Raw genomic sequence first — 21,604 nt, forward strand, 5'->3', positions numbered from 1 at the left:
CGCTGAGCGTGGCCATGGGTGAGGGAGGGGATGCGCTCGCAGCCTTCGTCCGTGCATCGCTTCCTATCCGCGGGCGGCTGTGGGGGATCGCTCATCGGAGGCGCCCGCTGTCCGGTATCGGTCGATCCAGGTCTTTCCTTCGGCGGCGATGCCTTCCAGGATGTGGCGGGTGTGTGCGAATCCCGCTGCGTCGAGGTTGATCTCGGAGAGTTCAGAGGGAGTTTCGTCTGAATTGTGATCTTGTGGTTCTGGTTTGGTCACGGCGATTTCCTTGACCGGCCCGTTCATCAGGGTGAGATTCAAGGTGTAACTGAATTCATCCGTCTCAGACAGATGGACCGAGGAGACCGCCTCGAAACGGAAGTTGTTACGTTCCTGGCTTTTGAATGTGGCGTTCTCGAAGTCGAGTTCGATACTGACCTCGCGCACTCCTTCGGTAGTGATCAGGAAGACTCGGATGTCGTAGCGTGAATAGCGCCAGGGGCCACGCATCAGCCGCGCCCGTTTGCAGGGGCGGGCGGGTGTCTGCAAGACGGCATGGGCGAGGATGTCGTGCCACGCCAATCGGTAGCGCCGCAGCGCCTTATCGATAATTATCGTCTTGTCGCAGTTCAGCCACGCTTCCATCTCCCCCTCGAGCGGGCGAGTGGTATCCAGTTTCTCCTTCCAGCGTCGGTATTCAGCCGTCCGTGTCGGGCATCGTCCTCAGCCCGGCGCCTGACTGATGTGCGCAGCAGGCGAGGCCGCGCTAAGACCGTCGGCCGAGCGCGCTTCCGCGGGCGCCGCCACGGTCGAGCCTCCGATTGCGGCGAGCCCGGCCGCCCCCAATTGAAAGAACCTACGCCGTGCAAGGCCGCTTTCGGTTTCGTTGGTCCGTATGCTCTTGCGGGAGTTCATGAAACGTCTCTCCCTAAGGCGTCGAAAATACGGCCATTGGTGTATCGAATGGTACGCCTGTCTCGGCGTGCTTGGCCGTGCTTGCGCCTTGAACAACGGGAATGCATTTTATTGCGCACTAAAAATCACGGCAAACTCTATTTATGCCTCGTTAAAACTGTCAAAGGATCGTCGGTCTGGATTGTCGTGTTGCTGGATAAGACATTCTCAGATCGAGGGGAGCGGGTCTTCTGTCTGCCTGGTCGGCCCTACGCCGACGCGGGGTCCCCGGTTGGATCGGAAATACGCCCAGGATGTTCGATATACCGTGCCGAAGGTGTTCCCTGTTTGTGCTGATTCCACACAAATGATCGATCGAATTCCGATTGGTGGGGGAGTTGTTCTCGTGGCGGTGGGAAAGATTTCGCCGTTACGCATAAATACGCCTCGTCGGCGTTCCGCGTCGTTGTAGCTAGAACATTTTTTCTATTACGCGCTCTCTGGTTATAAAGGGTAGAACTTTATTCATATCCCCCCATGTCGCATATTTTGAGAGTGTCAAGCAGTGGATGGATCTGGTTTCGAGCTCGCTGGGAAATAGCTGCCCACCGGTTGTGCTCGTGTCCCGGCAGGCCTTGCGGCCATGGAGACATTCAAGAGGCAATGACGGTCGTTGACCGACTACGGGCCTTAGTGCCGAAGGGAACGGGACTCAGAAGTCTGGAGACTCCATCGACTCCTACATCCAACCTGTTCCGCGCAGCCGGGGGCGTCCTGCCCCCTCGGTGAAACAACAGGAACCGGCCCGATCCGTGCGGGTCGGGCCGGTTCCTGCGCGTGGGCCACCGGGCCCAGCGGAGAAGGTTAGGCGAGGTCGAACCGGTCGAGGTTCATCACCTTGTCCCACGCCGCGACGAAGTCCTTCACGAACTTCTCCTTCGCGTCGTCGGCAGCGTAGACCTCAGCGAGCGCGCGCAGCTCGGAGTTCGATCCGAAGACGAGATCGACGCGGCTGCCGGTCCACAGCAGCTCGCCCGTGGCGTCGCTGCGGCACTCGAAGGTCTCGGAGGTGTCGTCGGTCGGTTTCCAGGTGTTGCCCAGGTCGAGCAGGTTGACGAAGAAGTCGTTCGTCAGCGCCCCCGGATTCCTGGTGAGAACGCCCATTTCCGAATCCTGGAAGTTCGCGCCCAGGACCCGCAGACCGCCGACCAGGACCGTCATCTCCGGAGCGCTCAGGGTGAGCAGGTTCGCCCTGTCGATGAGGAGATACTCCGCCGGCAGCCGGTGCCCCTTGCCGAGGTAGTTACGGAACCCGTCCGCGGTCGGCTCCAGGTGGGAGAAGGACTCCACATCGGTCTGCTCCTGGGTGGCGTCGCCACGGCCAGGGGTGAAGGGCACCTCGATGTCGTAGCCGGCGGCCTTGGCAGCCTGCTCGACACCCACGCAGCCGGCGAGAACCACCAGGTCAGCGAAGGAGATCTGTGTGCCGCCGGTCTGGGCGGCGTTGAAGGACTGCTGAATCCCCTCAAGGGTGCGCAGCACCGGCGCGAGCTTCTGGGGCTCGTTGACCTCCCAGGTGTTTTGCGGCTCAAGGCGGATGCGGCCCCCGTTGGCGCCGCCTCGCTTGTCGCTGCCCCGGAACGACGAGGCCGCCGCCCACGCGGTGGAAACCATCTGCGCGACGGTCAGATTGGAGCCGAGGATCTGGGACTTCAGGTCCGCGATCTCCGCGGGGCCGACGAGCTCGTAGTTCGGCTTGGGGATCGGGTCCTGCCACAGGAGTTCCTCCGAGGGGACCTCGGGGCCGAGGTAGCGGTCGATCGGCCCCATGTCGCGGTGGGTCAGCTTGAACCAGGCGCGCGCGAAGGCGTCGGCGAACTCGTCCGGGTTGTCCTTGAACCGCCGTGCGATCGGCTCGTAGATCGGGTCGAAGCGCAGCGACAGGTCGGTGGTCAGCATGGTCGGAGCGTGCTTTTTCGACGGGTCGTGGGCGTCGGGGACGGTGCCCTCACCCGCGCCGTCCTTGGGCCGCCACTGCCAGCCGCCGCCGGGGCCCTTGTACAGTTCCCACTCGTAGTTGAACAGGTTCTCGAAGAAACCGTTGCTCCACTGGGTCGGCGTGCCGGTCCAGGTGACCTCCAGGCCACTGGTGATCGTGTCGCCACCCTTGCCGGTGCCGTAGCTGTTCTCCCAGCCGAGGCCCTGCGCCTCAAGCGGGGCGGCCTCAGGGTCGGGGCCGAGGTGGGAGTCGGGTGCCGCGCCGTGGGTCTTACCGAAGGTGTGGCCGCCGGCGATCAGCGCGACGGTCTCCTCGTCGTTCATCGCCATCCGGCCGAAGGTCTCGCGGATGTCGCGGGCGGCGGCAACGGGGTCTGGCTCGCCCTCCGGACCTTCCGGGTTGACATAGATCAGCCCCATGTGGGTCGCGCCCAGCGGCTTTTCGAGTTCCCGATCTTCACTGAGGATGCGCTTGTCGCTGCCGAGCCAGGCGGTCTCAGCGCCCCAGTAGACGTCGTCCTCGGGCTCCCATACGTCTTCCCGGCCACCGGCGAAGCCGAAGGTTTTGAAGCCCATCGACTCCAGCGCCACGTTGCCGGCGAGAATCATCAGGTCGGCCCAGGAGAGCTTGCGGCCGTACTTCTGCTTGACCGGCCACAGCAGGCGGCGGGCCTTGTCCAGGCTCACGTTGTCCGGCCAACTGTTGAGGGGAGCGAACCGCTGCTGGCCGGCACCGGCACCGCCGCGGCCGTCGCTGACACGGTAGGTCCCCGCGCTGTGCCAAGCCATCCGGATCATCAGCGGACCGTAGTGGCCGAAGTCGGCCGGCCACCAGTCCTGCGAGGTGGTCAGCACCTCGTGGATGTCGCGTTTCACGGCGGGGAGATCGAGGGTCGTGAACTCCTCGGCGTAGTTGAACTCCTCACCCATCGGGTCGGCGACGGCGGGGTTCTTGGCGAGGAGCTTCAGGTTGAGACGGTTCGGCCACCAGTGGCTATTACCGTGCCCCTGGGTCGGGTGCGGAATCTGGTCGCTGTGCACGACTGGACAGCCGCCCGCTTCCGTCTTGCCGGCGTCGGTGGCTGCGTCGTAACTCTCGGACATGGGCATCCTTCCAAAAGGGAGGAACAGGGCGATTCAGATACTGCGTGTGTTGGAGCAGTCAGGGCACAGGCCCCAATAGACGACCTCGGCCTCGTCGATCGTGAAGCCGTGGTCATCAGAGGCGGTCAGACATGGTGCAGGGCCGACGGCGCAGTCGACGTCGGCGATGGTGTCGCATGATCGGCACACGACGTGGTGGTGGTTGTCCCCGACCCGCGCCTCGTAGCGGGCCACGGAGCCTCGCGGCTGGATGCATCGGACCAGGCCCGCGCTGGTCAGCGCCTTAAGTACGTCATAGACAGCCTGGTGGGACACCGTACCGAGCTTCCCGCGCACGATACTGATGATCGACTCCGTGTCGGCGTGCGGATTGTCGTGTACGGCGGACAGTACCGCTACCCGAGGGCTGGTCACCCGCAGCGCGACCTCGCGCAGCATGCGCTCGAAGTCCGAGGGCGTTGGCATACTCAGGAGTCTGACGCTTTTTCTGGAATTAGTCAAAACTAGCGCCCGGGTGTGCCGAAGACCGGAGCCGCTTCAAGCCGCGCGCAGAGTCGATGTGACCAGGGCAACACGGCGCGGTGGTACAGCAGACGGTGGCATGTGTGGTTTGGGGTCTGTGGTGGGGTAACGGCGGTTGTCGGTGGCTGAGCGGGAAGAGATCGCGCGAGGGACAGATGTGCAGAGCTCACCGTGCGTATCGGGTGACATCGCTCGACGATTGATCGGGAGTCAGACCGCAATCTGGCGGGCTCGCCGCGGCCCTACCGGGCGGATAGCTGTTCATGCTCAGGCCCAAGCGCGGGCGCCTCGGCCCAAGCAGTGCAAACCGGCGGCCACCCCGGCTGCGGATGGCGGTAGTGGATTCGAAAGCGTGAGCGTGGTCGACGCCACATTCGCGGCACGCCACGCCTCGGGGCTCGCCGGCGTTGTCGGGCAGTCCGCCGGTGTCGGCATCGCACCGATCGACCACCTCTCCCGGCTCAGCGTGGGAGCGAGCACGGCCGCGACGGCTGTGGCACGGAGCGCCTATGGCAGACCGCTCGCACGGTGAGCCAGCCCGGACGTCGCCAGCTTGAGGCACCCCTGGGGAGAGAGGGCGGCTCGGAACCGCCGCGCCGTCGCCGTGGGCTCCAAGCGGGTGGGACCTTGGTCCCGCCGCGGTGGGGCCGCTGCCCCTTCCGGTACCGCGGGGCGGTTCACGAGCATGGGAATGTCAGCTTTATGTTGTTCGGGCGCTGGAGCGCCAGTGGACGCCGACAGGGAAGAGACCCCCAACCCGATGCCGGATAGGCTCATGAACACTGCACCCGAACCGCGGCCTCTGCGGGTCGCGGTCTACAGCAGCAAGCCCTACGACCGCGAATACCTTGAACTCGCCAACCGCGAGCACGGACACGACCTGCGCTTCCTGGAGTCGCGGCTCACCCTCGACACCGCCCCGCTGGCAGCGGGCCACCAGGCGGTGTGCGTGTTCGTCAACGACGAATTGAGCGCCGCCGTGCTGGAGGCGCTGGCCGCCGAGGGCGTGCGGTTGGTGGCCCTGCGTTCAAGCGGATACAACCACGTCGACCTCGCCGCCGCCGCGAAGCTCGGCATCACCGTCACGCGGGTGCCCGACTACTCGCCGCACGCCGTCGCCGAGCACTGCGCGGGGCTGGTCCTGGCGCTGAACCGTAAGATCCACCGTGCCTACAACCGGGTGCGGGAGAACAACTTCGCGCTGTCGGGCTTGTTGGGCTTCGACCTGTTCGGCAAAACCGTCGGGGTAGTGGGGACCGGCCGGATCGGCACCTGCTTCGCCCGGATCATGGTCGGATTCGGCTGCCGGGTCCTCGCCGCCGACCCCATGCCCAACGAGGAGTGCCGCGGCCTGGGCGTGGAGTACGTGCCCCTTGAGGAGCTCTGTGCCCGATCTGACATTGTCGCATTGCACTGCCCCCTCACTCCCCGAACGCATCACCTCGTCGACAGGGAGCGACTCGCAGGCTTCAAACCGGGTGCGATGCTGATCAACACGAGCCGCGGTGCCCTGGTCGACACCGAGGCGCTGATCGACGCGCTGAAGTCCGGGAGGATCAGCCACCTGGCGCTGGACGTGTACGAGGAGGAGGCCGGGCTGTTCTTCGAGGACCGGTCGGAACTGCTGCCCCGCGACGACCTGTTCGCCAGGTTGCTGAGCTTTCCCAATGTCCTCGTCACCGGCCACCAGGGGTTCTTCACCCGCGAGGCACTTGCGGCGATCGGTGACTCCGTCGTCGCCGCGCTCACCGCCTTCGCACACGGGGAGACGCCGCAGAACACCGTCGCGCCTCCGGAGCAGCCCTCCGGTTGACGATCCCCCTCCGGCCGATCTCCCCTGGTCTTCGAACCTCGTGCGGAAGTCCCCGCCGGAACCGTGTCCGTGTCCATGGCCTTCGGGCTCGGCAGCGGCGGCGTCTTCGCGCCCCTCGCCCGACCCGTACTAGCCGACGCGCGCGGGCACGGTGGGGACCGCCGGAGGGTCGGGCGCTCACTTCACACCCATGGTCATGGGAGCGTCCCGTAATTCACCGGCGAATACACGATCGGCTTCCTGCTGTTGGCGCAATAGCGTTCGCGCCGCCCGACCGGTGAAGCGCAGAGCGGGCGGCGCGCCTCCTGCTTGGCGGCCCGCGGCGAAGACCCAGGCCGCTCAGCCTGCGGAAAGAACCCTGATCCGGCGTAACCGGATCAAGGGTGCGTGGACGTGGACCGCATGAGTTCGGCCGGTTCCTTGCCGACCGCGCCGGCCGGGGGCGCCCCCCACATGCGTCGAGTGTCGAAGCGGCGCCAGACGGCCTTGTCGATCTCCACGGCGACGTATCCGGCCGCTCCCACACCGAGGATCAACGTCCAGGTGGCCCACCCCACGGGAGCGGTGTGGAAGAGGGCGTTCATCACCGGGGTGTAGGTCAGCAGCCCTTGCAGCAGTGCCATCACGGTGATCCCCGCGTACACCCACAGATTGCGGCCGGGTGCGCGTAGCCGCTCCAGAGAGCGGCAGTTGAGCAGATAGGCGGCCTCGACGACGACGAAGACGTTGACCGCGGCAGTGCGCGCCTCCTCCAGAGAGGAGCCGGTCGCCAAAGCGTAGCGGAATATCCCGAAGGAGCCCGCGACCAGGATGAGGGACACGAGCACGATCCGGCGCACCAGGTCGCGGCTAAGGATCGGCGCGCGGGGCGGGCGTGGGGGGCGCGTCATGATACCGGGGGACTTGGGCTCGAAAGCCAGTGTGAGGCCGAGGAAACCCGCGGTGGTCATGTTGATCCACAGGATCTGCACCGGAAGGATCGGCAGGGTCGCGCCCAGGACGACGGCGGTCAGCACGACCAGGCCCTCGCCGATGTTGGTGGGCAGCGTCCAAGTGAGGAAGCGGCGCAGGTTGTCGAACACGCCGCGGCCTTCCTCGACCGCGGCCTCGACGGTGGCGAAGTCGTCGTCGGTGAGCACCATGTCGGCCGCCTCCTTGGCGGCGTCGGTGCCGACCCGTCCCATGGCCACGCCGATGTCGGCTTGGCGCAGGGCGGGCGCGTCGTTGACGCCGTCGCCCGTCATCGCCACGACCTCGCCACGGCGTTGCAGCAGCCGGACCAGCCGCAGCTTCTGCTCGGGGGAGACGCGGGCGAGTACGCTTGCGCGCGCCAAAGTCTCCTCGTCGGCGACCTCGATCTCGGCTCCGGTGAGGACCGGCCCCTCGATGCCGAACCTCTCGGCGATGGTGCGCGCCGTCGCGCCGTGGTCGCCGGTGAGCATCCGCACGCTGATCCCGGCCGCGCGGCAGGCGGTCACCGCTTCGACGGCCTCCGGGCGCGGCGGGTCGTGCATCACCTGCAATCCGAGCAGGGTGAGGCGGCCGGGAAGGTCCTCCTCGCGGACCGCGCCCTCCTGCGCGGGGATGAAACGGGCGAAGGCCAGGACCCGCAGCCCCCGCTCGGCCCAACTCTCGACGGTGCGCCGCACCTCTTCGCCAGCCAGCGGACGTTCGCTCCCGTCCGACCCGATGCAATGTGAGCACAGCGGCAACACGGACTCGGGCGCCCCTTTGACGTAGCCGATCAACTGGTCTTCGGCGCGCCGGTGGACGGTGGCCATCAGTTTGCGTTCGGAGGTGAAGGGGAGTGTGCTCACGCGGGGGTTGCGGGCCGCCTCTGCGGACGCAGAGAGGCCTTCAGCCTGGGCGGCGGTGAGCAACGCGGCCTCGGTGGGATCGCCCAGTATCCGCTGTTGCTCGCCCGATCCGGTCAGTTCCGCGTCGTTACACAGCACCCCGGCCAGCAGGCACTCACGCACTGCCCGGCCGCCGCGGTCCTCACCCTCGGCCAGATGGCGAATGCCGGGTTCGTATTCGCCGCCGCCGGCCAGCACCCGCGTCACGGTCATCTCGTTGGCGGTGAGCGTGCCGGTCTTGTCGGTGCACACGACGGTGGTTCCGCCAAGCGTCTCGGCCGCGTTCAAGGTGCGGACGATGGCGTTGCGCCGGGCCATACGCACCGCGCCGATCGCCAGGACGATGGTGACCGCGGCCGGGAGGCCTTCGGGAATCGCGCCGACCGCCAGTGCCACCGCCGCGGTGAACATGTCGGCCGGCGCCTCGCCGTAGAGGATGCCGATCGCGAACATGACCCCCGCCAGCGCGATGATGGCGACGGTCAGGCGGCGGCTGAACACGCTCAGCTGGCGGGCGAACGGGGTCGGATTCCGTTCGGCGGAGCCGATCAGCCGGTTGATGGCGCCGACCTCGGTGTCGTTTCCGGTGGCCACCACGATGCCGCGTCCCGACCCCCGAGTGACAACCGTTCCGGAGTAGACCATGCCGGTGCGGTCGGCGAGCAGGGTGGCCGGGGCCACGGCCGCCTCGGATTTGGCGACCGGGACCGCCTCTCCGGTCAGGGCGGACTCGTCGACCTCCAGCGTGTCGGCGCCCACCAGCCGCAGGTCCGCGGGCACCTTGTCACCGGCCTGGAGCGTCGCCACGTCCCCGGGCACCAGGTCCTCGGCCGGGATACGCCGTGTCGCCCCGTCGCGCACGACCGTGGCCTCCACGCGGACCATGCGCGTCAGCGCCTCCAGCGCGCGGCGCGCCCGCGACTCCTGCACGTAGCCGATCGCGGCGTTGAGCAAGACGACGCCCGCGATCACCCCAGAGTCGACGAAGTAGCCCATGGCCAGGGTTACCGCCGCGGCGGCCACCAGCACGTACACCAGGGGGCTGTGAAACTGCCGGAGGAGGATCTTCAGACGTCCGAAACCCTCTTCACGCGAAAGGACGTTCCTACCGTGGGATGCGAGGCGGTGCTGGGCCTCACCGGAGCGCAGGCCCTTCTCCGCGTCGGTCGACAGGACTCCGGCGACCGCGTCCGGGGCAAGGGCGTGGGCACGGAGGTGGACAGGCCCGGCGTCGGGTGTCTCAGGATTTGCCATGATTCCACTGTCCCGCCGGGGCCGCACGGCACGGCAGGGTCCTTCTGCCCGGATTGCGGGGCCTCTGACTGTCGGCATCGCTCGGCCGAACCCGGCGCTACGGAGAGCCTACGTCGCCGTCCGAGGGGCGGGCGCCGAACTTCGGCCCCGGTGCCGGTACCGGCTGCGGAACCCCGGTACTGAGGCGCCTTTCGCAGGGGCTCGACATCGGTGGCCGTCCGCCCGCGCCGGAACCGTCCCTGGAGGGACGGCGAAAGGGAGGTCGAGGGCGCGCTCGCCGTCGTCTCCGAGGACACAGTGGCCGGGCTGCGCTCGGCGCGGGCCGCCGGATGTCTCACCGTCGGCGTGCTCGGGATCGCGACCGCCGACGAACTCCACGGTCACGCCGGCGCTGTGGTCGCGTCGCTGGCTGACCTCAGCGTCACCGGATGGGACGAACGCGTTATGCGTCTCCGGCTGCGTGCTGTCGCGTGCGGGAGCCCGTCGTTTCGGGACGGGCAGGTTCGGCCGTGACCGGATAAGGACAGACGATTGACAGATATAGTTACAGCACGTAAACGGTACGATACGCAGATACTTAACTTTAAGTAATTATTTTATTGCTCTAAGTGTTTGTCTTATTGTTGTTGCCATGGCAGGATCTAATCCAGGGAAACAGTTCGAGCTTAACCAAACATAAAGAACTCCCTGATCAATCGTCGAAGGATTGCTGTGAATAACTTCATACTGAAGCTTGAGCGCTTGGAGAAAGCATCGGTCTCTCTTGAGCGCCGATGGCAACGCCGTCGTGGTCTCCGCCCGTGGCTGTAGAGATAGTGTCTCGTCAGATCTTCGCTGCGATGGTGGCGCCTTGGTCGCGGTGACGATTCGAGGAGTGCATGTGCACCTCGTCGCCCCGGAAACCCGAGGTATTCAGTATGTCGCGAGCATCGTCGATGTCCCGGTAGAACCCTTCGGTTATGGCATGAGGGAACCGCTGCCAAGCCGGCCCTGAAAAGAAATCGAGCAGCAGGCTTCCGTCGTTGCGCAAGAGAAGAATGAAGAGCTCGAATGCGCTTCGCAATTTGAGGGCTCCAGGTGGGTCGTTGAGTGTCAAGCTATTACTCCGGAAAACGAACAGTTCCGGAAGGATGCTTGTGCCATATCCAGCATCTCGAATTAAATCCCCGGCAAGCGTAGTCGAGCTGAATTGATGGGCTCAGGCGCAAGATCGGCCGATGGCCTCCGGGGCGTCCTTGCTCAGCAGATCGCCCCGATGGTCAGCTCCGCACCCGACGTCCAGAACGGGGCTTTCGACGCGCGCCTCATGATGGCACCAGCTCCACGTCCCAGGGCTCCACCTGTGTCACGTATTCGAGGATTCGCGAATAGTCGCTTGTCCGCGCGCTATACGCACCCTGGACCTTTCTCATGAAATGGCCCGTACGTCGCTCATGCTCCATCTGCGGTTTCGCGGCGATGACGATAGTGCGTCGAAGCGTATCCATGCGTGTTCGATCATCGCGCGACCAAGAGCCGCCCATCTCCGTTACCTCTGATCTCAGAAATACCACAAAATTCCAAGGTGAAAAAGATGATTTCCTCCCAGCAGAGTGAAGCTGAAATCGAGCGCCAGTTGAGGGATCTAAAGAAGCGTTACGTTTCTGATCGTTACATCTTCGTTCCAGGTGCGGAGATGGCCGAACTGCTGCAGCACTTCGGCGCTCGCCCCGAGGACCTCCAGGAGCTACAGGCCAGCGGTGAGCGCCTGGACACAGATCCCACCTTGTCCTTTAGACGGTCGAGGAGCTCTCGTTACTGCTAAGTAGCCGCTGAGCGTCGTGCGTACCGCACCGAACCCCAGGGGTTCCGCCTGGCCGCGTCGGAGGACTTCGTGCGACACGATTCGGGTTTAGTGCGCGAATTCTCGCCGATCGAAAAGTCTGTGCACGAGAATTCCGTATTCCGGGCTCTGGTGGGGTTCAAGAACTTCATCGTGGCGGGCACGGTCCCGCAGCAGCGCCCGTATCAGGACTACGAGAGCGAGCTGTGGATCACGACCGCCTTCCATCTGCGGACGATCACGACCCCCGAGGAGCTGGGGGAGCCCGCGCTGGAGGGAGTCCACAGCGACGGCGTCGATCACACCATGACGGTGTTGTTGACGACGGACAACATGAGCGCCGACAGTGCCCAGACGCGTCTTCACGATAACGCTCAGAAGAATGCGATCACATGGGAGGAGAATGATCCGAAGTTTATCGTTACGACTGTTCAGCATACGCACCCCCTCGACACGCTGATCGTTTTTGATCACGAACTTAAGCACAGCGTTTCTTCGGTCTGGGCGACCGATCCCAGTCGTGACGCGACCCGGGACATGCTCATTCTCTTCACGCGGAAGCCTGCCTTGGAGGGGCATGCCTCCTGGGGATTGGATTCGATTCAAAGGGATGCCGATCTCTCTGACGAAATATCCTACGCGCCGGTAGGAGATTGATAGTGAGTGATGAGTGCATGCCGGTGTCGATGATCGATGGTCCTGACGCTGACGTGCACGCGAGACGACGCCGAAGTTCTCTCTTGGGCCCTTGGCGTCGCCCGAAGGGCGCTTACCCGTTATAAGGGTGTGTCGATACAACGGCTCTGTCCCGCTTTCGGCGGTGATGGAGTGTTCGCGGAGGGCGCAGTTTGCCATATGTCGCGTGCACGCGCTGGTGGGCACCGGTGGTTTCTAAAGACCCGGCGAAACAAAGGCGTCGTTGATGGCAGGGGGTAGCCTCAGGGGATTCCCCGACGGCGACGCCGAAGGCATCACCACGAAAAACGGAAACCGAGCATACGGAAGGCCGGGTCGGTTTTCCTGCTCCACCCGCCCCGCCTTCCTCAGACGGATCAACATCCTCCGCCCTCACCGAAAGCGGTCCAGAGCCGTTAACCAGGAACTCTCCAGTAGGCCGCCATTGTGGCTCATTTCTATGATGTGGAGTCGGGTCGTACCGAGTTGGGGGTGCGTGGTCGAGGGCGGGCTTATGAGGAGATGTCCGTCCCGGTGCCGCGCGATGGCGGTATCACCGATCTGTTGGAGGAGGCCGCCCGATCCGATCGCCGCTTCGATGCGGTGATCTGTGAGTCCATCGACCGCATCGCGCGGCGCACCTACCTGGGCACCCAGATCGAGTACCGGCTGGAACAGCTTGGAGTGATGCTGTTCGCCTCCGATGAGCCCATCGTAGCCTCGGGCAAACGCGCCTCGCAGATCCTGACCCGGCGGGTCAAGCAGGGCGTGGCCGAGTGGTACGTCCTGGAGCTACTGGAGAAGTCCTGGGACGGGTTCGAGACCCACACCGAGCAGGGCTTCAACATCGGCCGTGCCCCCTATGGCTACACTGCGCTGCGGGTGCCCCACCCGGTGCCGGCCCGCCGAGCCGAGGGGGCCAGCAAGCACCGCCTCACCCCCGACCCGGTGCGCGCGCCGGTGGTGAGCCACATCTATGAGCTACGGGTGCGCAGACGCCTGGGCTATGCCGCCATCGCTGAGCTGCTCAATCTCCAGCCCGAGCGGTTCCCCCCACCCGAGCCGGTCGATGCCCAGCGCAGGGTGGGGCGCTGGACGGCCAGTTCGGTGCGTGGGGTGCTGACCAACCCCAAGTACACCGGCTACATGGTCTGGAACCGGCGCGCCACCAAGACCGGGCGTGGGCGCCACAACGCCCCCACCGGTGGATGTGGTCCAGTCGATTCGCCCGACGGGGGTTCAGCCCCAGCCGCAGGGGGCCGGCTGGCCGCCCGGCTGCCCCAGGTCGAGACCGAGGCCCACCGCGAACACGAGGCCGGCCTGGCTTCGCTGCAACGCCGCCTTCACGATCTGGACACCCGACGGGAGCGGCTGTTGGCCCAACTGGAGGTCTTCGACGACCCTCACGCCGAGATGGCCGCCGACATCCGTGCCCGTGCGCAGCGCATCTACGAGGAGCGCGGCACCGTCCAGGAGCAGCTTCGGGAACTGCAACAGCACGCCCCACAGCGCAGCGCGCCGGAGTTGTTGGAGGCGCTGCCGGTGGGCGAACGCGATCTCGCCGCGGTGCCTGAGGAACTGCTGCGGCGGCTGTTCGAGGCGTTTCGCCTCCAGGTGGTCTACGACCGTCCGCGCCACGCGGTGACGGTGCGGGTGCATCTGGCCGCCGAGACCGTGCCCGAGCTGCGCCAGGCGGCCGACCGCGTGCTCACCCACGACGACCATCGCGAAGAGCCACAAGAAAGAGAGGACCCCATGGACGCAGCAACGCCCCGCGTTCCCCTCTGTGACGTGCCCCCTGCGGGAGACCGCACAGCGGGGAACGCCTATCAGTACGCCGGCCAACGCGCTGACCAGCATGTCGACCATGCCCCGCCCCAGTCAGGCCGGACGGGCCGGGGGAGTCAGCGGGGGCACCGGGGCCAGTTGGTGATCGAGGACCACATCGAACTCCCACCCGCCGGCAGAGGAGTCCGCCGCTCGGAAACACAGGGGCGGTGATCCGGCGATGCACCCCTTTCGCTGGTCTCGGTTGGTCACCACCGCCGCAGTGCTGCTGCTGGCGGTGATCGCGGCCGTGGTGTCCTATTCGCACATGTTCGAGCTGGCCCTGCGCCACGGCGAACCGCAGTGGCGCGCGGCCCTGTTCCCGTTGTCGGTGGACGGGATGATCGTGGCCTCCTCGATGGCGCTGCTCAACGACGCCCGCCAGGGCAACCGCGGCGGGCTGTTGCCGTGGAGTCTGCTCATCCTGGGCAGCGCCGCCTCGCTGGCCGCGAACGTGGCGGTGGCCGACCCGAGCCTGTGGTCACGGGTGATCCACGCCTGGCCCAGCTTCGCCTTGATGGGCGCCTACGAGCTGCTCATGCGCCAGTTCCGTGCCACCGCTCCCGGCGCACGCACAGCGTACGCCGACAATGAGCACACTCAGCCCTCCGCCCGGCCCGACCGTCTCGCCGAACCCGAGGTCACACGCGCCGAACAGCCGACCGAGGCACCTGAACCTGGCGAAGAACAGCAGCGCCCCCAGCTACGGATGGTCGATGCCTCCAGTAATGACCGAGAAGAGAACAGCGACAACACCGGCGACGAGCCCCGTGAACCCGCTGAGGTCGTACCGCAGCTCCAGGTGGAGGCGTGGCGCTGGGCCTTAACCCACCGTCACGAGGACGGCTCCCTGCCCAGCGGAAAGGAGATCGCCACCCACTTCGCCCGCAAAGACCGCTGGGGCCGGTTGGTCAAACAACGCGGCCAGCAAGGCCGATTCGATCGCGTCGTAGCGTGAGGGGGACCTAGCCTTGCCGGATCTTGGCACATGCGAGGGCTTCGTAACGTCTGGATAGATCCGAGCAGTGCATGGTGAAAGCATGGGGGACGGCAAGGGGCTCCAGATTGGCTTTGTGTGTGACTAGGGGGAAGGCTTGAGTCTTCATGGGCAGTCTTCTGGGTTGAGGACTCAAAACGGTATTGTGCTTTTGTGAATGTGCAGGTCGGGAAGCCTGCTCTCCACGCATGTGGAGGTGGACCGATCCGCTTTTCAACGCGAAATCGGCGTATCAGCTGCTCTCCACGCATGTGGAGGTGGACCGCGGCTGCAGTATCGGCGCGTGCGCGGATGGCCCTGCTCTCCACGCATGTGGAGGTGGACCGCCCTTCTCCTGAGCGGTGGAGTGCCGGTAGGCCTGCTCTCCACGCATGTGGAGGTGGACCGTAGCCCACGGCCGTGGGGTTGCCCCATACCGACTGCTCTCCACGCATGTGGAGGTGGACCGCTCCGGCATTTCGAGCGATGTCGATGTGCGCACTGCTCTCCACGCATGTGGAGGTGGACCGGCGCGTCCATCGTGCGCGACGCCCTCGCCTCCCTGCTCTCCACGCATGTGGAGGTGGACCGCTTCTCCCGAAACCGCCAACGGGCGATCTCCGCTGCTCTCCACGCATGTGGAGGTGGACCGCCGCTGCACATCGCCGCGGAGGCGGACACGTGCTGCTCTCCACGCATGTGGAGGTGGACCACAGTTGGGGTGCATCAGGCCACGCCCACGCGCTCTGCTCTCCACGCATGTGGAGGTGGACCGTCGCGGCCCCGAGCAGGGCCGCGGCCGGATTCCTGCTCTCCACGCATGTGGAGGTGGACCGCTCAAAGGTTTCAGCCAGAACGCGCGCGTGGACTGCTCTCCACGCATGTGGAGGTGGACCGCCGGCCGACTTCCTCCCCCGATGGGATCGCAACTGCTCTCCACGCATGTGGAGGTGGACCGCACACCCTCGTCGTCCGCCTCGTCGCGAGCAGCTGCTCTCCACGCATGTGGAGGTGGACCATCCGCCGCCTGCTCTCCCGCATGGTCCGCCCCCTGCTCTCCACGCATGTGGAGGTGGACCGGAGACTCCTTTTCTCTCGTCTCGTGGCCCCCACTGCTCTCCACGCATGTGGAGGTGGACCGCACGAGTAGTACACCCAAGCGACCGCGCACGGCTGCTCTCCACGCATGTGGAGGTGGACCGTCGGTTTCGATCGTCTGCAACGAGACGCCACCCTGCTCTCCACGCATGTGGAGGTGGACCGGCGTAGAAACAGCGCCGCACTTCGTCGTCGTCCTGCTCTCCACGCATGTGGAGGTGGACCGGAACACCATGCTGGACCTGCTCGCGCAGAGCACTGCTCTCCACGCATGTGGAGGTGGACCGCCATCGCCCCCCGGGACACAGGACAGTATGCGCTGCTCTCCACGCATGTGGAGGTGGACCGGTCGCCGTCACCACCCCGACCACACTCACCCGCTGCTCTCCACGCATGTGGAGGTGGACCGCTACCGGCACCGGTGCGGCCCGCTCCGAGCGCCTGCTCTCCACGCATGTGGAGGTGGACCGATCTCCTCTCGGGGGTTGCCGTGTCCCTGTGTCTGCTCTCCACGCATGTGGAGGTGGACCGCTGAAATTTCCCGCTCCAGATGTTCCGTCGTCCTGCTCTCCACGCATGTGGAGGTGGACCGTCCGCAACGCCTCCGCCGACACCAACCACGACCTGCTCTCCACGCATGTGGAGGTGGACCGCCAAACCGCCGCGACCGCGGCCCGCACGGGCGCTGCTCTCCACGCATGTGGAGGTGGACCGGTGGGGCGACGGAGGCGGGCACGGTCAGATAACTGCTCTCCACGCATGTGGAGGTGGACCGAGCTTCTCCGGGTCGATGCCGGCGGCGCGGCCCTGCTCTCCACGCATGTGAAGGTGGACCGTTGTTCACGGCCGTCATGGCGCGGACTCGCAGCTGCTCTCCACGCACGTGGAGGTAGGGGTGTTTGGTCAAGGTGAAGGGCCGTGTGGTGAGTTTTGTCGTGGCTGTGCGATAGCTTCCTGGCTTCGAGTGGGTGAGGCTGTCGCTAGCTAATTGTGAGGGTTGTGCTTTGGCTTTTCATGTTCCTGTCCCCTGTTTGGTGGATCTTCGGCTTTGGGGCAAGGAGCGGGGGTTGGATGGCCACCGCTATCCGTTGGTATGCCACCTGCTGGATACCGCGGCCGTTATGCGTTTTTTGTGGCGGGATTTCGTTTCTTCTGGAATGCGGGAGTGGTTGGCCGAGGGTTTTGGTCTGACGGAGGATGATGCGTGCCGTTTGGTGGAGTTTTGGGCGGCGCTGCACGATATCGGTAAGTTGACTCCGCCGTTTCAGGAACAGGTTGCAGTTCCGGAGGGCTACCCCGCCGATCCCAGTGGGGAGCAACAGTCCCATGATGCTGCTGGGCACTTGTGGTTGGCGGTTGTGTTGAAGGAGGTCGGTTATCCACGCGAGCGAGCGTGGCCGACAGAGCGGTTGGTGGCTCAGCTCCTGGGCGGGCACCATGGCCGTTTCCATGCCTTCAACCAGGGGGTGCTGCAGCGAAACAAGCTCGCCTATCTTGGCTTGGGTGATGGCCGGTGGGAAGAGCAGCGCATGGCGGCGATGGCCGTGCTGGTCGAGATCCTCGGCCCTCCGGCGCCCACAGTGGCGCTGCGTGGCTCGCGAGCCGTGGTTATCAGTGGGTTGGTTATTCTCGCCGATTGGCTGGCCAGTCAGATTCCCTACATTAAGCGCCGGCTTGGCGATGTTCCCGACCGCGGAGACACCGCGTCGTTGTCCCGGTTTTTTGCGGGCTCGTTGGCTCAGGCTCCGGGGCTGGTGGCCAGAGCCGGGCTTTCTCGGCTCTCGCTGAAGTCGGGCTCGTTTGCCCAGGAGTTTCCGGGGTTTTCGGCCAATACGCTGCAGGAAAGTATCGGGGCTGAGCTTCCTGGTCTGGCCAGCGGACCGGGACTGTTGATGGCGGCCGCTCCCACCGGGTTCGGCAAAACCGAGGCAGCCTTGCACGCCGGGCGGTTGCTCAGCCAGGTAGCCGGCACCTCGGGGCTCTATCTCGCGCTGCCCACCATGGCTACGGCTGATCAGATGTTTCGTCGGGTCGCGCGTTATCTCGCGCGGCGTTCTGCCCGTGATACCGCGCCGTCGTTGTTGCATGGCATGGCCTGGCTCAGTCCTGTCGAGGAGATGCTCGATGAGATCAACGCCGAGGAGTTCATCGCCAGCGATGAGGCCGCGCAGTTGATGTATGTGGAGTGGCTGCGTGGGGCTAAGCGTGGACTGCTGGCTGGTGTGGGAGTGGGAACGATCGATCAAGCGTTGTTGTCGGTGTTGCCGGTGCGCCACAACGCGTTGCGGCTGTTCGCGCTGGCCAACAAGACGGTGATCATCGACGAGGTGCACGCCTTCAGTCCTTATATGCGTGGGCTGCTACGCACCTTGTTGGGTTGGCTGGGCGAGATGGGGGTGCCGGTGGTGTTGCTCTCGGCCACCCTGCCCCAACCGGTAGCCCGAGAGTTGGCCGAAGCCTACGCAGGTCAGGGCATCGACCACGGGAATACGGCTGTGCCCTACCCGGGCTGGACCTATGTGCAGCGGGGCTGGCAGCAGCCGGTGCGTCATGCGGTTGCCTTTCCTGAGCAGCAGCGACGCAGGATCAGTGTGGCGTTGGAGGCCCTTCCGAATTCCCCACAGGTTGAGCCCGAGCGCGGCGCGGTGCTGGAACACGAGTTGGGTCAACTCGCCACGCATGGGGGATGCGCCGCGGTTGTGTGCACCACGGTCGCCCAGGCCCAAAACACCTATCAAGACCTGTGTGCGTGGCGTGAGCGTCTGCCACACGGTCAACAGCCCGAGATCACTTTGCTCCACTCACGTTTTCCCGCTTACCGGCGTGAGGAGATCACCAAAAAGGTGATGGCAGATTTCGGGAAAGACGGTCAACGTCCGAAACGGGCGATTTTGGTGGCGACGCAGGTTATCGAACAGAGTCTGGATGTGGATTTCGATCTGCTTTTTACCGATTTGGCTCCTATTGAGCTGTTGCTGCAGCGGGCCGGGCGCTTGCAGCGCCACCGCGTCTTGGATGCGATCCGGCCGGCTTGGGCGCGTTCCAACGATCAGTCACCTCGGCTCGTGGTGCTCACCGCGCCCGATCACAATCTCCGGCATCTGCCCAAAGCATGGACGACGATCTATCCCAAGGCCGCTCTCGTGCGGGCACATCGCCTTCTCGAAGAGCACCAGGCGGCAGGAATCGCTGTTCCCGACGATGTGCAACACCTCGTGGATCGTGGCAACCCGGGCGACTTTCCCGCCCAGCAGGACCCGTTGCTTGAGGGATTCGAAGATGCCGAGGTCGAACGCATCGCTGAGACGATGGTGGAAGGTCAAAGCGCATCTCTCTGGAGTATTTGCGCCCCCGAACAGGTCAAAGACCTGGCCCGCCTTTCCGAACATCCGGTGGAGGAAGACCAGGCCACCACCCGCTTCAACGCCGACTCGGAGCGCGTCCTGCCCTGCTTTCAACTCCCCGACGGTCAACTACTGCTGGGCTCGTCCGAGGGTGAGCCTTTCCCCGAACCCGATGAGGACGGCAACTTCACCCGAGAACAGGTCGTTGCGGTCATGCGGTGCTCGATCCCGGTGCCAGGCTCACTGGTGCAGGAGCGAACACGTGAGCACCAACTCCCCAAGCCCTGGGGCGACAAGTGGCCCTTCAAGGAACTCATCGCCCTTCGCCAGCCGGTGGCCGAATCCGGCCACTGGCGACCAGCCACGGTCGGCAAGAGGAAATTGCAGCTCAGCCACACTCTTGGACTGGTCGAAGCTGAGGCTGGGCAGACATGATTCGTCCTCTTTTGTCCAGGTTCCTCCTTTGGCGATATCCAGTAGAGGAGGCGGGCTTGGGTCTTCTGTGTGACAGGATGGTCTTCGTCCGGTGCTCCCCAGCGCCGACTGTCTGCCATAGGGAGGAATTCCTCTTGTCTCCTGACCTGCTCACTCGACTGGCTCGTGCCCTCACGCTGATCGCCTTGGGGGCGATGGCCACGGTGCTGATCATGCACGTCTCTGCACCAGCGTAGCCGAGTCGACCTCACTGCTGGGGTTGCCGTTAGGACAGCCCCAGCCCACCTCCACGTACGTGGAGAGCACTGGCTTTTTTTCATTACCCGACGGGCATGGGTCGGTCCACCTCCACGCGCGTGGAGAGACTGCAACCTTACGGACCTTACCGTCTTGTGCTCGTGTTGCCTCAAGGGAGGGGCGTTATGTCTGGTGCCAGCTTTGATCTGCGAAGGCAGGGGTTTTGTCCGGTGGGCTGGCTTCCCGGGCAGGACCTTCCGCAGGGCAAGAAGCCAGATGATCTGCTCAGTTTGGAGGAGCTGCTGGTTCACGCCCACGCGATCGCGGGGGTGCGGGTGCCGTTGCCGCCGGCCGAGGCGGGGTTGCTGCGGATCTTGGCGGTGCTGGTGGCTCGTGTCACCGGGCTGGACCGTATCGAGGACAAGACCGTTTGGGCGGAGAAGCGTGAAGAGGTGCTTCGCGATGGGTGCTTCGATCCGCATCGGGTCGCGGAGTATTTCGATGGGTTCGCCCAACGGTTCGAGTTGTTCCATACGGCAACCCAGCGGCCGTTTCTTCAGCAGCCGGATTTGGTGGAGCAGTGCCAGAACTCTAAGGGCGAGTTGGTGAGCTCTGGGGTGAACAAGCTGGTTACCGGCCGGTCGGCGGGGCAGTCGTTTGTGTGGCAAAGCCACACGGTCGATTCGGCGCCGGTGCCGGTTGGTCCGCCTGAAGCGTTTTTTTCGATGCTGGTGTGGCTGTTCTATGGCATGCCGGGACGGTGTACGTCTCGCAAGGTAGGCCAGACCAGCGCTGCTGATACCAAGGCGGGACCGCTGCGGGGCACCGTCTCGTTTCACCCGGTGGGGGCCAGCCTGTTCGAGACGCTGCTGCTGGGGTTGCCGCATCTACCTTCAGATGCCGATGACCTGGCCCCGTGGGAGGAGCCGCAACTGCCGGATCCGTTGGGGGTTCCGCCGCAGCCACGCGGGCTGGCGCGGGTGCTCACGGGGCGGTTTCGCCATGCTGTCCTGCTGGCTCCGGCCGCGGATGGTTCGGCGGTTGAGGATACCTACATCACCTGGGCGTGGCGCCGTGAGCAGGGGCCGGCCAAGGACCCGTATCTGATCCATTTTCCGCGGCCGGGGGCTGAGAATCCGCTCTCGCCTCAGGCGGCGCAGGCTGATCGTGCCATCTGGCGCGATCTTGACACGCTGCTGCGCAAGACGTTGGGAGAGGAACGGTTCCGTCCCCAGGTGTTTGATGACCTGGATGAGTTCCGGGAGGGCGACGTCGCCATCGACGTCGACACTGTAGGGATTCGCGCGATTGGGTTCGACCAGGACCGTTCGCAGGCCAGGAATCGGCAGTACTACACGGGCACCACACCGCCGGTGCTGGGGATGTTGGAGACGCGGTCGGGGGAGCGGTGGTATCGGGTCAGGCGGGCGCGGCAAAACGCCGAACGTGCGGGCGAGAACCTGCGCACAGCTTTGCGTGGGGCGTGGCGAGAGTTGACCCGCACCTCGGGGCGGGGCAGACAGCGCGATGAGGGGGTGGCCTGGCTCCACCCAGGCATGGCGCGCTACTGGAGCGTGGCCGAATGGCAGTTTTGGACGATTGTGCGCCCTGAAGAGCCGCCGCAGGGCGGGATCGGCAACAGATTCATCCACCACGCCCTTAACACCTATGACCAGGTGACGAAGGATTATGCGCGTTCGGGCCACGACATCAAAATTTTGGAACGCCACCGAAGCGTAATTTTGCGTGGCTGGCGTTCCTCCTGAA

At 65.1% G+C, this 21,604-nt stretch carries 12 protein-coding genes, 1 pseudogene and 1 CRISPR repeat array; of the genes and pseudogenes, 8 read left to right on the forward strand and 5 right to left on the reverse strand.

The features are described from left to right. Nucleotides 1-63: 63 nt before the first annotated feature. The 3 genes from ABD848_RS19440 to ABD848_RS19450 all read right to left on the reverse strand — a co-directional run bounded on the left by ABD848_RS19440 (nucleotide 64) and on the right by ABD848_RS19450 (nucleotide 4,443). On the reverse strand, nucleotides 64-627 hold the full coding sequence (locus tag ABD848_RS19440) for a hypothetical protein (protein ID WP_344974525.1): 564 nt from the start codon (nucleotides 625-627) through the stop codon (nucleotides 64-66). 1,113 nt (nucleotides 628-1,740) lie between these two features. Continuing rightward, nucleotides 1,741-3,978 carry a catalase/peroxidase HPI gene (katG, locus tag ABD848_RS19445; protein WP_344974528.1) on the reverse strand — a complete coding sequence of 746 codons (2,238 nt, stop codon included), beginning with the start codon at nucleotides 3,976-3,978 and terminating at the stop codon, nucleotides 1,741-1,743. Nucleotides 3,979-4,011: 33 nt separating this feature from the next. Beyond that, nucleotides 4,012-4,443, reverse strand: a complete 432-nt coding sequence (locus ABD848_RS19450; protein WP_344974531.1) for a Fur family transcriptional regulator — start codon at nucleotides 4,441-4,443, stop codon at nucleotides 4,012-4,014. Between the two features lie 409 nt (nucleotides 4,444-4,852). Here ABD848_RS19450 and ABD848_RS19455 point away from each other — a divergent pair, with 409 nt between their 5' ends. Together ABD848_RS19455 and ABD848_RS19460 are read left to right on the forward strand one after the other, a co-directional pair. Further along, nucleotides 4,853-5,032 (forward strand): hypothetical protein, encoded by a 180-nt coding sequence (locus tag ABD848_RS19455; RefSeq protein ID WP_344974534.1) that lies wholly within the window; start codon nucleotides 4,853-4,855, stop codon nucleotides 5,030-5,032. A 243-nt stretch (nucleotides 5,033-5,275) separates the two neighbouring features. Then, nucleotides 5,276-6,313 (forward strand): 2-hydroxyacid dehydrogenase, encoded by a 1,038-nt coding sequence (locus ABD848_RS19460; RefSeq protein ID WP_344974537.1) that lies wholly within the window; start codon nucleotides 5,276-5,278, stop codon nucleotides 6,311-6,313. 377 nt (nucleotides 6,314-6,690) lie between these two features. On the opposite strand, the gene ABD848_RS19465 is transcribed toward ABD848_RS19460, so the two are convergent. Beyond that, a complete protein-coding gene (locus ABD848_RS19465; RefSeq protein WP_344974540.1) occupies nucleotides 6,691-9,423 on the reverse strand; it encodes a cation-translocating P-type ATPase in 2,733 nt (910 codons plus the stop codon). A 210-nt stretch (nucleotides 9,424-9,633) separates the two neighbouring features. On the opposite strand from ABD848_RS19465, the gene ABD848_RS19470 reads away from it, so the two are divergent. Further along, nucleotides 9,634-9,936 (forward strand): HAD family hydrolase, encoded by a 303-nt coding sequence (locus ABD848_RS19470; RefSeq protein ID WP_344974543.1) that lies wholly within the window; start codon nucleotides 9,634-9,636, stop codon nucleotides 9,934-9,936. 310 nt (nucleotides 9,937-10,246) lie between these two features. Here ABD848_RS19470 and ABD848_RS19475 read toward each other — a convergent pair whose 3' ends face one another. Next, on the reverse strand, nucleotides 10,247-10,519 hold the full coding sequence (locus ABD848_RS19475) for a hypothetical protein (protein ID WP_344974546.1): 273 nt from the start codon (nucleotides 10,517-10,519) through the stop codon (nucleotides 10,247-10,249). A gap of 735 nt (nucleotides 10,520-11,254) precedes the next feature. Between ABD848_RS19475 and ABD848_RS19480 the strand changes: the two are divergent. The 5 genes and pseudogenes from ABD848_RS19480 to casA form a co-directional block, all read left to right on the forward strand. Next, nucleotides 11,255-11,902, forward strand: a pseudogene (locus tag ABD848_RS19480) (2OG-Fe dioxygenase family protein); the annotation flags it as partial. A 465-nt stretch (nucleotides 11,903-12,367) separates the two neighbouring features. Next, complete coding sequence (locus tag ABD848_RS19485; protein WP_344974549.1) at nucleotides 12,368-13,921, forward strand: recombinase family protein; 1,554 nt, start codon at nucleotides 12,368-12,370, stop codon at nucleotides 13,919-13,921. Nucleotides 13,922-13,928: 7 nt separating this feature from the next. After that, complete coding sequence (locus ABD848_RS19490) at nucleotides 13,929-14,705, forward strand: DUF2637 domain-containing protein (protein WP_344974552.1); 777 nt, start codon at nucleotides 13,929-13,931, stop codon at nucleotides 14,703-14,705. A gap of 214 nt (nucleotides 14,706-14,919) precedes the next feature. Continuing rightward, nucleotides 14,920-16,657: direct repeats of the CRISPR family, unit length 29 nt; unit sequence CTGCTCTCCACGCATGTGGAGGTGGACCG. Between the two features lie 198 nt (nucleotides 16,658-16,855). Beyond that, complete coding sequence (gene cas3, locus ABD848_RS19495) at nucleotides 16,856-19,600, forward strand: CRISPR-associated helicase Cas3' (RefSeq protein ID WP_344974589.1); 2,745 nt, start codon at nucleotides 16,856-16,858, stop codon at nucleotides 19,598-19,600. Nucleotides 19,601-19,932: 332 nt separating this feature from the next. Further along, a complete protein-coding gene (casA, locus tag ABD848_RS19500) occupies nucleotides 19,933-21,603 on the forward strand; it encodes a type I-E CRISPR-associated protein Cse1/CasA (protein ID WP_344974555.1) in 1,671 nt (556 codons plus the stop codon). Nucleotide 21,604 lies beyond the last annotated feature (1 nt).

Source organism: Salinactinospora qingdaonensis (genome assembly GCF_039539445.1).
Classification (GTDB): domain Bacteria; phylum Actinomycetota; class Actinomycetes; order Streptosporangiales; family Streptosporangiaceae; genus Salinactinospora; species Salinactinospora qingdaonensis.

Coding starts and splice junctions, on each gene's coding strand:
- ABD848_RS19450 (WP_344974531.1), bottom strand. CDS start 4,443: ATGCCAACGCCCTCGGACTTCGAGCGCATGCTGCGCGAGGTCGCGCTG.
- katG (WP_344974528.1), bottom strand. CDS start 3,978: ATGTCCGAGAGTTACGACGCAGCCACCGACGCCGGCAAGACGGAAGCG.
- ABD848_RS19440 (WP_344974525.1), bottom strand. CDS start 627: ATGGAAGCGTGGCTGAACTGCGACAAGACGATAATTATCGATAAGGCG.
- ABD848_RS19460 (WP_344974537.1), top strand. CDS start 5,276: ATGAACACTGCACCCGAACCGCGGCCTCTGCGGGTCGCGGTCTACAGC.
- ABD848_RS19490 (WP_344974552.1), top strand. CDS start 13,929: ATGCACCCCTTTCGCTGGTCTCGGTTGGTCACCACCGCCGCAGTGCTG.
- ABD848_RS19465 (WP_344974540.1), bottom strand. CDS start 9,423: ATGGCAAATCCTGAGACACCCGACGCCGGGCCTGTCCACCTCCGTGCC.
- casA (WP_344974555.1), top strand. CDS start 19,933: ATGGGTCGGTCCACCTCCACGCGCGTGGAGAGACTGCAACCTTACGGA.